The sequence below is a fragment of the Saccharothrix ecbatanensis genome (assembly GCF_014205015.1).
In the GTDB taxonomy this organism is placed as follows: domain Bacteria; phylum Actinomycetota; class Actinomycetes; order Mycobacteriales; family Pseudonocardiaceae; genus Actinosynnema; species Actinosynnema ecbatanense.
In genome coordinates this window covers 3,289,218-3,301,154 of the sequence record NZ_JACHMO010000001.1, presented here as the reverse complement: position 1 = coordinate 3,301,154, position 11,937 = coordinate 3,289,218, and the positions used below count along the sequence as shown (strand labels likewise).

Annotated in this window: 11 protein-coding genes and 1 pseudogene; 5 read left to right on the top strand and 7 right to left on the bottom strand. The window is 69.0% G+C overall.

What is annotated here, in order from left to right; all coding sequences use genetic code 11:
- Positions 1-2 precede the first annotated feature (2 nt).
- Positions 3-953, bottom strand: a complete 951-nt coding sequence (locus F4560_RS46145) for a sensor histidine kinase (RefSeq protein ID WP_184920233.1) — start codon at positions 951-953, stop codon at positions 3-5.
- An 88-nt stretch (positions 954-1,041) separates the two neighbouring features.
- Positions 1,042-1,986, bottom strand: coding sequence for an acyltransferase domain-containing protein (locus F4560_RS14095; RefSeq protein ID WP_184920230.1), 945 nt, complete (start codon positions 1,984-1,986; stop codon positions 1,042-1,044).
- A 98-nt stretch (positions 1,987-2,084) separates the two neighbouring features.
- Between F4560_RS14095 and F4560_RS14090 the strand changes: the two genes are divergently transcribed.
- Positions 2,085-2,939, top strand: a complete 855-nt coding sequence (locus F4560_RS14090) for a DUF3592 domain-containing protein (protein WP_184920228.1) — start codon at positions 2,085-2,087, stop codon at positions 2,937-2,939.
- Positions 2,940-2,953: 14 nt separating this feature from the next.
- On the opposite strand, the gene F4560_RS14085 is transcribed toward F4560_RS14090, so the two are convergent.
- Positions 2,954-3,994: a calcium:cation antiporter gene (locus tag F4560_RS14085; RefSeq protein ID WP_246478407.1), complete on the bottom strand. Its 1,041-nt coding sequence runs from the start codon at positions 3,992-3,994 to the stop codon at positions 2,954-2,956.
- 991 nt (positions 3,995-4,985) lie between these two features.
- Between F4560_RS14085 and F4560_RS14080 the strand changes: the two genes are divergently transcribed.
- Positions 4,986-6,626, top strand: a complete 1,641-nt coding sequence (locus F4560_RS14080) for a cellulose-binding domain-containing protein (RefSeq protein WP_246477795.1) — start codon at positions 4,986-4,988, stop codon at positions 6,624-6,626.
- Between the two features lie 144 nt (positions 6,627-6,770).
- Here F4560_RS14080 and F4560_RS14075 read toward each other — a convergent pair whose 3' ends face one another.
- The gene (locus F4560_RS14075) at positions 6,771-7,331 is read right to left on the bottom strand and encodes a zeta toxin family protein (RefSeq protein ID WP_184920224.1); all 561 of its coding nucleotides are present in this window, start codon (positions 7,329-7,331) and stop codon (positions 6,771-6,773) included.
- A gap of 202 nt (positions 7,332-7,533) precedes the next feature.
- Between F4560_RS14075 and F4560_RS14070 the strand changes: the two are divergent.
- The 3 genes and pseudogenes from F4560_RS14070 to F4560_RS14060 all read left to right on the top strand — a co-directional run.
- A pseudogene (locus tag F4560_RS14070) lies at positions 7,534-7,881 on the top strand (TatD family hydrolase); the annotation flags it as partial.
- Between the two features lie 247 nt (positions 7,882-8,128).
- Complete coding sequence (locus tag F4560_RS14065) at positions 8,129-8,545, top strand: DUF6892 domain-containing protein (protein ID WP_184920222.1); 417 nt, start codon at positions 8,129-8,131, stop codon at positions 8,543-8,545.
- 267 nt (positions 8,546-8,812) lie between these two features.
- Positions 8,813-10,042 (top strand): FAD-dependent monooxygenase, encoded by a 1,230-nt coding sequence (locus F4560_RS14060; protein ID WP_184920220.1) that lies wholly within the window; start codon positions 8,813-8,815, stop codon positions 10,040-10,042.
- A 148-nt stretch (positions 10,043-10,190) separates the two neighbouring features.
- Here F4560_RS14060 and F4560_RS14055 read toward each other — a convergent pair whose 3' ends face one another.
- The 3 genes from F4560_RS14055 to F4560_RS46545 all read right to left on the bottom strand — a co-directional run bounded on the left by F4560_RS14055 (position 10,191) and on the right by F4560_RS46545 (position 11,931).
- Entirely contained in the window at positions 10,191-10,502 is a 312-nt protein-coding gene (locus F4560_RS14055) for a hypothetical protein (RefSeq protein WP_184920218.1), read from the bottom strand.
- 115 nt (positions 10,503-10,617) lie between these two features.
- The gene (locus F4560_RS14050; RefSeq protein WP_184920216.1) at positions 10,618-11,034 is read right to left on the bottom strand and encodes a hypothetical protein; all 417 of its coding nucleotides are present in this window, start codon (positions 11,032-11,034) and stop codon (positions 10,618-10,620) included.
- 372 nt (positions 11,035-11,406) lie between these two features.
- Entirely contained in the window at positions 11,407-11,931 is a 525-nt protein-coding gene (locus tag F4560_RS46545) for a hypothetical protein (RefSeq protein ID WP_221483487.1), read from the bottom strand.
- Positions 11,932-11,937: the final 6 nt, after the last annotated feature.

The following is an 11,937-nucleotide window of genomic DNA, read 5'->3' as shown; positions in this document are numbered from 1 at the left end:
GGTCAGAACGGGACGACGCCGCTGACCGTGGTGCCCACCCCCGGCACCGATCGGACTTCCACGACACCACCGACCGACGCGGCACGCGCGGTGAGGTTGGGCAAGCCCGCATTCGGCGTCGCCATCACGAAACCCGGCCCGCCATCGGCGACGGTGAACTCCAAGCCCCGGTAGCCGTCCCGCACGGTGACCGTGACCCACGCGCCCTCGGCGTGCTTGCGCGCGTTGTTCACCGCTTCCAGCACGACGAAGTAGACCGCCGACTCGACCGGCACCGGGTAACGGCGACGCAGACCCGCGCTGTCCAGCGTCACCTCGTCATGGCGGGCCAGCTCCGTGCGCAGCGCCAGTGCGACACCGCCGGCCACCAGCGCGCCGGGCAGGATCCCGGTCGCGGTGTCGACCAGCACCCGTTCGGTCTCGTCCAGCCGTGCCACCAGATCCGCGACCCGTTCCCGGCCGGCACCCGTGCTGATCGCGTGCTCGACCAGCGCCAGCGACATGCGCAGCGAGACCAGGTGGTGCTGCGCGCCGTCGTGCAGGTCCCGTTCCAGGCCGCGGCGCTCCTGCTCCATCTCGGCCGCCGCCCGCCACCGCTCGTCGGCCAGCACCAGCGCCGCGGCGTCACCGTCACGGCGCAACCGATCGGTCTCCTCGACCAGCCGCAGGGCCGCCACCGGCGCACCGAGCACCGCAGCGACCGCGGACAGCGAACCGACCGACTCCGGGGCAACGGCCAGAACACCCGCCACCGCGCCGCCGTAGCCGATGTCGTGCTCCCGCCACGACCCACCGCCGTCGCCCCACTGGTAGCGGTGCCCGTCGATGATCAGCGCGCAGCCGGTCGCACCGAGCGCCTCGCCGACCACACGGGCGAGCGCGCGCGGATCATGTCCGTCCCGCGCCAAGTAGGCCGTGATCGCCTCGGCTACGCGCCGTTCCCGGGTGCGCACGCGTCGACGTTACCCAGTCACGAGACCGGGGTCCCGCACTGCCCGTGCGAAGATCAGGTTCTTGGGGACGCCCGTGGCGCCGTTCCGCCTAGATCGGGAAGCTGCCGCGGCGCCAGTACCAGTGGCGGCCGGCCTTGAGGTGGTCGACGACCGCGCGCTGGAGCGCGGTGCGGCGCGGCAGTTGGTCGAGCGGTGTGCTCAGGGATCGGAACACGAACCGCAGCACCTCGACGTCGGCGTCCAGCCCTTCCGGCTTCTCGTAGGGCTCCAGCTCGAACCTCCGCTGGAAACGGACGATGTTGGAGTCCTCGGGCAGGTACTCCCGCAGTTGCGGGTCGAGCAGCCAAGAGCCGCAGGCGAACGCCGTGTAGCGCTCGTCGGGAAAATGGCGCGGGAAGAACGCGCGGGCCTCGTCGAGCGACGCCGCGACCGCCTCCGGGGTCATCGGCCCCGCCTCGGGGATGTGCAGGTTGATGGCGGTGTCGCCGCGCTCGTGCTGTAGCCGGCCCAGCTCGTAGACGCTGCCGCGCGCGTGCAGCGTCAGCCAGCTCTGCATGACCGGCCAGCCCTCACGGTGCATCCGCCGGTCGACCGCGAGGTTGCGGCCCAGGTCCGCGAGTGTCGTCCACGACACGGCTTCGGCGATGCCGTGGTCGCGGTGGTACGCCGTGACGACGTCGACCAGGGCCAGGTACGCGTACACGTAGAGATGCCGCCAGGCGGGGCCGCGTTCGCGCGGCAGCTCCGGACCGGGCGGCAGCCAGGCGTGGCCCCCGAGATCGGCGCGGACCAGGGCGATCGAGCGGTCGAGCAGCCAGCGCAGATCGGGGGTCCACAGTGGAGAGTCGGGGTCGGGCCAGCCCGCCATGATCTCGGCGGCGTCGTCCGGCCGCACCGCGAGCCGGTCGAGGATCGCGGGCGCGTCGGCCTTGGCGGGCAGCGGAGCCGACGGTCGGTCGCCGGCGAGCCGGTGCACGCGTTCAACGTCCTCGACGGGTACTCCGAGCCGGGCGGCGGTGTCGTCCAGATCCACGCGGACGACCCTACCTGCCAGGGGGATTCACGCCCATCCCGCTCGGGCCGATACCGCCACGCCGGCCGGACTTCCCGCGCCGGACGGCCGGATTGGGCATGATGGGTGCAAAGGGGGAGGGGATCTCGTTGCAGGTGTTCGCTGTAATCCTCACGGGTGTCGCGCTGCTGGGCTTTTGGGCGATCTGCCGGGAGTTCTTGCTGCTGGCGCGGTTGCGCCGGAACGGCGTCCGGACAACGGGAACCGTCACGGGGCACCTGCGCGGGTCGGGCAGCGTCGACCGCCCGGTGATCGAGTTCTCCGACCGGCATGGGCGGCCGGTTCAGTACAGCCCGAGTTGGGGCGGGCAGAATAAGTTCGTCCCGCTGGGGAACCAGGTCGCGGTGGCCTACCTCGCGGACGACCCCCGCAAAGCCCGGTTGGCCGGGTCGGAGACACGACGTGGTTCGCTCGTTCTGGGGGCGCTCGTGTGCTCCGTGTTCCTGGCCCTCGGCCTGCTGCTGGTGACCGGTGTGTTGCCGCAGTCGTCCGAGTCGCCCCTGTTCAGCCCCGACGCCGACTCGGCGATGACGTGGCTCGTCGCCCTGGCCATACAGTTCCCCGGTGTGCTCATGATCGGCTACGGCATCCGCCGACTCCGATCGCTGAACGCATTGCGAGGGGACGGCGTTGCCGCGACGGGCACGGTCGTACGGGTGTTCGGTGAAGGGGACGAGGAGGAGCGGCAGACCGTGGTCGAGTTCCCCGACTGGAACCACCGCCGCATCCAGGTCGTCGTCAGCAGCCCGAGCCGATCGGTGACGGTCGGCACGCAGGTGCCACTGGTCTACCGCCCGGACAGCCCGGAAAACGCTCAGCTCGCTTCGTCGTCCGATGCGAACCGATCACTGCTGTTCGGCGGTTTCCTGTGCCTGGTCACGGTGGTGGCGGGCGGGTTCATCCTCTTCTCCTGACTGGGGCTTCTCGGTCAGGGGTTGGCGGCAAGGAGGAGGAACGCGCCGAGCAGGATGAGGTGGACGAGCCCTTGCAGTCGGGTCGCTCGACCGGGAACGACGGTCAGGGTGGCGACGACGATGGTGATCGAGAGCAGGACGATCTGGTTCGCGCCGAGGCCGAGCAGCAGAGGCCCGGGTAGCCAGATCGTCGTGATGGCGATCACCGGGATGGTCAGGCCGATGCTGGCCATGGCGGAGCCCAGGGCGAGGTTGAGGCTGACCTGGATGCGGTTGCGGCGGGCGGCGTTGGCTGCGGCGAGGGTCTCGGGCAGCAGCACGAGCAAGGCGATGACCACGCCGACGAACGCGTGCGGCAGGCCGAGACCGCTGACGGTTTCCTCGATCGCGGGGGACAGCACTTTGGCCAGGCCGACGACCGCGACGAGCGCGACGAGCAGCAGCGCCACGCTCGTGACAGCGGCGCGGTTGGTGGGCGGGTCGGCGTGGTCGTCGCCGTCGGCGTCGTTGACGACCACGCCATCGCTGGTGACGGGCAGGAAGAAGTCGCGGTGGCGCACGGTCTGGGTGCTGACGAACGTGGCGTAGAGGACGAGCGACGCCACAGCGGCGAACGTCAGCTGCGCCGGGGAGAACTCGGGCCCGGACCGGGCGGTGGTGAACGTGGGCAGCACGAGGCAGACGACAGCGAGGGTGGCGACGGTGGACAGGGCAGCGCCGGTGCCCTCGGCGTTGAACACGGCGAGCCGGAACTTCACGGCGCCGATCAACAACGACAGGCCCAGGATTCCGTTACAGGTGATCATCACGGCGGCGAAGACGGTGTCACGGGCCAGTGAGGCCGCACCGGTGCCCCCTGCGATCACCAGGGTCACGATCAGGCCGACCTCGATGACCGTGACGGCGACGGCCAGCAGCAGCGACCCGAAGGGCTCGCCGACGCGATGCGCGGCCACTTCGGCGTGATGCACCGCGGCCAGCACTGCGGCACCCAGGACCAGAGCGATGGCCACAAGCAACGGCGAGGGCACATCGCGGCCCCAAGAGGCGGCCATCACCGCCACGGCGACCGGCGGTGCCACGAACCGCCAGTCCGCGAAAGCCCGACCTCGACGCTCCGGCGTCGTCGATGAGGCTTGCACCTCGGTGGGATCGGTTCCTTCGGGCCCGCTCATGCCGATGCGCCGGCGGGGAGGCGGCCGAGGTGGCCGTGCGCCGGCGAATGCGGCGCACCGAGCAGGTCCGCGGTCGACGCTCGCGCGTATCCGAAGATCATGTTCCCATGATAACGGACTCAGGTGTTTTCCGACGTAGATGGCCGACGCGGTAGTCGGTCCAGCCCGACTATGGCCGATTGCGCGGAAAAGGTGGCGCAGGTGAGCGCAATACCGAACAGGAACACGCCGACTGCCGCCGACGCGCAGAGCCACTCGTTTGACAGACCCGTTCGCACTCTCGATCGGAGCGACGCCGGTCGTTCATAAATGTGAATTTTGTTGCCATTCTCGAAAAGTTGCGCCATGCTCCCTGGGAGCGTTCCCAGGTCCTGGTGATCACTGCTGACTTCCGCCAGTCGGCGGTGGTCCGCGTCGTTGTGGGACCGCTGTGCAGGAGTGCTGTTCGCAAGGAGGCGACGCATGAGTCTGTGCATAGGTGAGCGGTGTCGGGTTGGACCTTGGAGTGGTCATTCACAGCGGGGCGGAAGGTTGCGCAGTTGTGGGGCGTGGGTTCACCCAGTCCGGTGATGCGGTGACGGTCCGCAATGCCGACGCGGCGCGAAATCACCGCCCTCGTGTCCTGCGTCATCTCTTCGGGTGGTGATCACCGGAGGTGGACGGCAGGGTTCGCGAGTCGGCGGCGAAGTCGGGTTCCGACATGCGCCCAGTCGCATCGTGAACAGGTCGAACGGAACACCGTCGGTATTCGGCGGTGTTCATGCCCGTGAATTTTCTTGGAAGTCCGGGAAACGTCCGGTTGAATTCTTCGGAGGAGTGCTCCGGGTGGATTTTTCGGACGTTCCGGTCCCTGCTCGCAAGGAGGCGATGCATGAATCCGCGCATGGTCAGGCGCACAACCCGATCGGCCCGCTGGGGCACGGCTGTGGCCGCTGCCGCGTCCGCCGTGGCGGTGTCGGCGTTGATGGTGGCTGCTGGTGGCACGAGTGCTGGGGCGGCGGCCGGCTGCCGGGTGGACTACACCGTGACGAGCCAGTGGCAGGGCGGGTTCGGCGCCAACGTCACGGTGACCAACCTGGGTGACGCGGTGTCGGGTTGGACCCTGGAGTGGAACTTCGCCGCGGGTCAGCAGGTCACGCAGCTGTGGGGCGGTGAGTTCACCCAGTCAGGCAGCGCGGTGGCGGTGCGCAACGCGTCCTGGAACGGCTCGCTGGGCACGGGCGCGTCGGTGACGCCGGGCTTCAACGGCTCGTGGACCGGCTCCAATCCTGTCCCGACCTCGTTCAAGCTCAACGGCGTCGTCTGCACCGGCGTGCCCACCGACACCTCTACGTCGACCTCTACGTCGACGTCGACCTCGACGTCCACCAGCACGACGACGTCCACCACCACGACCACCACGACCACCACGACGTCGAACCCGCCCACGGGCACGCTGTACGTCGCGCCCAACGGTCGCGACAGCGCAACCGGTACCCAGGCCGATCCGACGACGCTGACCTCGGCGATCACCCGGGTCACCCAGGGCGGCACGATCTTCCTGCGCGGCGGGAACTACCCGTTCTCGCAGACCGTCACCATCGCCCAGGGCAACAACGGCGCCTCAGGCGCTCTCAAGAAGCTGTACGCCCAGCCCGGCGAGACCCCGGTGCTCAACTTCTCGGCCCAGGCCGAGGACCCGGCCAACCGCGGCCTGGCCGTGAACGGCAACTACTGGCACGTGCGCGGCATCGTGGTCGAGCGGGCCGGTGACAACGGCATCTTCGTCGGCGGCAGCAACAACATCTTCGAACGCACCATCACGCGCTTCAACCGCGACACCGGGTTGCAGCTCTCCCGGATGCTCTCCACCACGCCCAAGGACCAGTGGCCGGCCAACAACCTCGTCCTGAGCGCCGAGTCGCACGACAACGCCGACTCCGACGGCGAGGACGCCGACGGCTTCGCCGCCAAGCTCACCTCCGGCCCCGGCAACGTCTTCCGCTACGCCGTCGCCCACAACAACATCGACGACGGCTGGGACCTCTACACCAAGACCGACACCGGCCCCATCGGCGCGGTCACCATCGAGGACTCCCTCGCCTACGAGAACGGCACCCTGAGCAACGGCGGCCAAGCCGGCAACGGCGACCGCAACGGCTACAAACTCGGCGGCGAGGACATCGGCGTCAACCACATCATCCGCCGCAACATCGCCTACGACAACGGCAAACACGGCTTCACCTACAACCGCAACCTCGGCTCGATGGCGGTGTCGAACAACCTGAGCATCGACAACGCCCAGCGCAACTACACGTTCGACGGCGGCTCGTCGGTGTTCCGCAACAACACGTCCTGCCGCAGCGGCAGCGGGACGAACGACCGCATCGTCGGCAACTCCGACACGTCGAACCAGTTCTGGATGGGAACGAACGGCTCCCGGTGCGCGTCCTACTCCGGCGCGTTGGCCTGGTCCTACGCCGCCGACGGCCGCCTCGCCGTCACCCTCGGCGGCAAGCCCGTAACGCTGTAACCACACCGCGACTGGCGGTGTCGCACGGCGGGTGACCGGTCGGGCGGGTACGACCTCGTACCCGCCCGACCGGGCCCGAGCAGGTCACCTAACGTCGGTGCCGGTAAGCGCCTTCCAGCTGCTGCGCTGGTCGGACCGCCTGACCTACCGGTGCAGCAGGAACGCCAAGATCTCGTCGATGCCCGGTTCGTAGCCGTCTGCTGTGGACACGTGGATCGACGGCACGGGCAGCGACAGCGGCTCGAAAGCGCGCGGGGCCGGTGTGTGCGCGTCCTTGGTCTGCTCCTGTTCGGTGCGGCGCGGGTTCCGCTGTGCGGAGCGCCTGTCGACGACCCGTTGCCGCGCCAGCAGCGGATCGACCGTGCAGTGGACGATCCTCATGTCCGCCAGTGGAACGAGCGGTTCGAGCACCCGATGCCAGCGCGGGTGTTGGAACGCGGCCTCGACGACCAGTGTCACGCGGTGGGACACGAGCAGCCCGATGACGTCGGAGAACACGCTGAAGGCCACCTCGGCCGCGTGCTGCTTGGTCAGGAGCTTGGGATCGTGGTCGAAAGTCTGGTAGACGCCCTCGTTGATCTCGTCGCGGGAGACCAGCGGGCACGACAGGGTCTGCGCGAGCGAACGCGCCAGCGTCGTCTTGCCCGATCCCGGACGGCCGGCGACGACGACCAGCGTCGGCTTGCGGTTGCCGTCGGGCGTCATCGGGCGCACAGTCGGAAGAAGTCCATGCGTGCCCCTGTCCGTCGTGGCGGTCATCGGACATTCCGGTCGACGAACACCGACCGGGCGTCGATTTTACGCTGCCGGCTCGACGCCTTGGCCCAGGATCACCAGGCCCGGTGAGTGCGGGCCGTGCTCGTACTGGCCGCCGTGCCTGCCTGCGGCACCAGCTCACCGCCTCCTCTTGAACGAGGTCACCGCGCCGATCGTCGCGGACTCCGGCTGCTGGCTCGGGTTCTCCATCTACCCCGACACCAAGATGAACGAGAACCGCATGGTGGCGATCCTGCGTGAGCACGGCACCGATCGGATCCTGGTCAACTCCGCCGCAGACTGGGGCCGCTCCGACCCGCTCAAGACCCACCGCACCGGACGGGCCATGCTCGCCGCAGGCTTCGACCAGTCCGATGTGGACAAGGTGCTCTGGCTCAACCCCATCACGTTCTACGGGCAGAGCGGGCGGCTCGCGATGGACGACACCGAAGTGCACGGCACGTTCGCGGGCAACTCGATCCTGCGCGGCGGGTCGTGATCCCGGACCGCCGCACCCATTGGCCGCGCACTCCACCACGGACGTGCTGCCAACCGTGATGCGAGCACCGCGGACACCACACCGCACGTCGAGGTAGGGACCTACGGGGGAACAGTCCTCACCACCGCCGAGAATGTCCTGGTCACCGTGATGGGGCAGGCCACCGTCACCAGCCCGGCCGCCGGGTGGGCCAAGAACACGATGACGTCCCGGATGGCGGTGTCATCGCCGCCTATACGGTTCGGGTATGAGCCAGCCGATTCCCTTCGCCGACGCCAACTTCAAGCTCGCCGTCGTCCAAGAGCTGATGTACAACCAGGACCTCTTGCCGAGGTTCGACCTGCGCGAGTACGCCGCCGAGCAGGGCTTCGCCTACGACGCCGGGAGCGTCGAGGCGGTGCCTGAGGCTCTGGCCTACTTCGAGGCGCTCGAGGTCCCCGTCGAGCTTGCGGAGAAGATCACCGAGATCGAGATGGACGGCGGCAACGAGATCTACCTCGAGATCGCGCCGAACTGGGACGGCGAGGACGGACTGTTCGACGTCGACGAGTTCGCCGACCTGCGGCACTTTCCCAACCTGAAGTCGATGACACTGCTCTACACGGGCAACGAGGAGGCGCTGGAGATGCTGCGTGCCCGCGGAATCGAGGCAGACTGGCTCTGAACTGCTGAACGACATCACCGACACTGCTGAACGACATCACCGACCGCCTCGACCGCATCAAGTAAGCGCGTGTCCGCCATGGGGCGAACTGTCGCTGAACACGCGGGTCCGTGCGGCGTGGACCGCCGTCGCAGCACGAGCCCGCCGAGGTGCCGGACTGCGGGCCGCTCGCGGACGGCGAGCCGGAACCGCCGGTGACTCGCCGGCCGCGGCCGCGGATCACCGTAGGATTCGGACCGAGATCCGGACCGGTGAGCAGGGGGCGCGGTGAGCGGTATCAGGGTTCTGGTGGCGGGGGCGAGCATCGCGGGGCCCGCGCTGGCCCACTGGTTGCGTCGGCGGGGGGCCGAGGTGACCGTGGTGGAGCGGGCCCCCGAGTTGCGTCCCGGTGGGCAGGCGGTGGACGCGCGCGGGGTGGCCAAGGAGGTCATCGGGCGCATGGGGCTGGACGCGGCGGTTCGCGCGGCGTGCACCGACACCGCCGGTGCGTACACCGTGGACGCGGACGGGCAAGTGCTGGAGACCTTCCGTGCCAACGACGACGGTGGCGACGGGTTCATCGCGGACATCGAGATCCTGCGCGGGGACCTGTCCCGGGTGCTCTACGACGACACCCGCGACGGTGTCGAGTACGTCTTCGGCGACCGGATCGCCGAACTCACCCAGGACGCGGACGGGGTGGACGTGGTCTTCGCGGGCGGGGACCGGCGGCGCTTCGACCTGGTGGTCGGGGCCGACGGGCTGCACTCGGCGCTGCGGGCGATGGTCTTCGGGCCGCATGAGCGGTTCCTCCGCCACCTCGGGCACGTGCTGGCCTTCTACAGCGTGCCCAACGAGTTCGGGCTGGACCGGTGGTTGCTCGAGTACCAGGATCAGGAGTCCGGGCGCTCAGCCCTCCTACGACCCATCCAGGACGCCACCCGGGCGATGGCGATGTTCTACTTCGCCTCGGCTGACTTCGACGTCGACTACCGTGACGTCGCGGCCCAGAAGGCTCTGCTGCGTGAGCGGATGGCGGGCCTGGGCTGGTCGACTCCGGACATCCTCGCGCACCTGGACGACACCCCGGACTTCTACCTCGACCAGGTCGCCCAGGTGGTGATGGACCGCTGGTCGAGCGGACGGGTGGGGCTGCTCGGGGACGCGGCGTTCAGCTCGTCGCCGATGTCCGGACAGGGCACCGGGCTGGCACTGGTCGGCGCGTACCTGCTGGCCGGTGAACTGGCCGCCGCCGGGTGGGATCCCGCCGCCGGGTTCGCCCGCTACGAGGCGCGCATGCGCTCGTTCGTCGAGGCCAACCAGGAGATCGGCCGGTTGAACGCCCGCAGCCGCGACGTACCCGGGCCGGACGCCGAGCCGAGCCCCGATTTCGCCGGCGAATGGTTCATGGAGCTGGTCGGGCGCGCGGTCAACGGCGTCGAGCTGCCCGACTACGCCGGGGTGCCGGACTCCGGGGCCACAGCCGGACCACCGATCACTTCCTCGGCCAAGCCGTAGGCCACCGCCTCGGGCGGCCCGGCGAACCAGCCGTCCCGTCGAAGTCGATGGTGATCTGCTCCACCGACTGTCCGGTGTGCTCGGAGGTCCGGCTCGGTCGTGCGTCACGAGCACCCTGTAATCGGCATGAGCGCTTGGCCCGCTGCCGTTATTCGGTCTTGGCGTCCCAGAGTCGGACCACCAACCCGGCCATCTCCCGCAAGCGCTCGTGGTACTCGAACGCGCGTTCGTCGTCGCCGATCAACGGCAGGACCTTCTCGACGGCCACAAGACACCTGACGAGGATGCGGTGGCGCCGCTCGTCGAGGTGCCCTGACAAGGCCGAAGAGACGCAGCCCGCGATGTCCGAGTCCAGCACCACCATGTCCTCGCCGTCGATGTCCCGACCGCGAAAGCGCGGCGGGAACGGTGCCCGCACGTGTTCTTCCCACAGCAGCAAGAGCCGGTCCGGTCCGCTCATGGCACGGATCGTGCCTCACTCACCGGGCTCCGCGGGCGCTCACCCCAGCGGAACCGTCGGCAGACCCGCTTCCTCCGCCACGACCTCTGTCCGCCGATCTGCCGCACGCCAGTGTTCAGTGCCCCTGAAGGTCACGCCACCAGTCTGCGTCGATGATCAGTTCGTTCGTGTCGAGCAGGCAGCGCTCGAAATCGGTGACGTCCACCGGCTGCGGGGCGATGGTCATCGCGGCGGTGACTTCGGCCGGCAGTCTGACGTTGTGCGCCTCGACGTAGTGCGCGAGCCCTTCCGGCCAGACGAAGCGAACGCCATCGGTCAACTCCGCGCTACCGTTGATCTGTCCGCAGATGCGGCAAAGCGAGGTGCCGGCGGCAGCGACGAACACGCTCCCGCCGCGAAGGTAGGCCACCGCTCGATCGCGCAGCGCGGAATCGAGTGATGGATCGACGAACGTCCGAACGTCCGGCCACCCGGGCGCCTCAGGACCGAGCCAGTACCCGATCAAACGCAGGGTTCGGGTCGTCGCGTTCACTGCGCCATCGTGCCGGCCGCCGATCGTGAGCGGTCTCGCCGGTATGTGCAGGTCCGGGGTCAAGCGTGGTGGTGACGTCGTAGCCCGTTGGCCTGTGGGCGGAGGAAGACCGAAACGTGGAGCCTTCGATCTTGATGCCGAGTACGAGGAGTTCGACGTGCATGCGGCGGCAGCCCCACGTGGGGTTCTCTCGTGCCAAGCGCAGCACCAGGAGCCGGATGGTCCGTGGGCGGCCGGGCTGCTTGGGGTGGGATCTGGCAGCAGCGCAGCAGCGCAGCAACGCGAATGCGAGCACTTCGGCTTCTCGAGCTCCGCGCGGCTTTGACCTGCACGGGTGGAGTTATCGGCAGGCACAAGGGGCAGCACCGTAGTTCAACACGGCGGACGCAACATCGACGGCGTCGGAGTCCACCTCGCCCAACGACTCGCTGATCGAGAACCTGACACCGTTCGACCGCGACGACACCGAGTGCCGCTGCGCTTCAGCAGCTTGCGCACCACCTGCGGGTCGAAGACCGTCTCGCCCGCCGCCACCCTGCGCAGGGTGGAGATGAACTCCCGCACGTCCCCGACTCTGTCCTTCAGGAGGTAGCCGACACCGATCCCTCGCCGGAGTCCAGCAGGTCGGAGGCGTAGCTGGTCTCCACGAACTGGCTCAGTGTTGGTCTCGGTCGGCGACTCGAGCCCCACCGCGTTGCGGATGCGGTCCTTGGACAGAACGCGGTTGCGGTTGCGCAGCAACACCTCCAGCAGCGCCCGCAGCCCTGGGCTGCAACGGCACCGGCTCGCCCCGCACGGTGCACTCGCCGGATTCCGGCAGTAGCCGTCGAAGCCGTCGTGCACGACGTCCACGTCGAAGCCCTCCGCCGTCAATCCGGCGAGGAGGACGTCCGCCACGGGGAC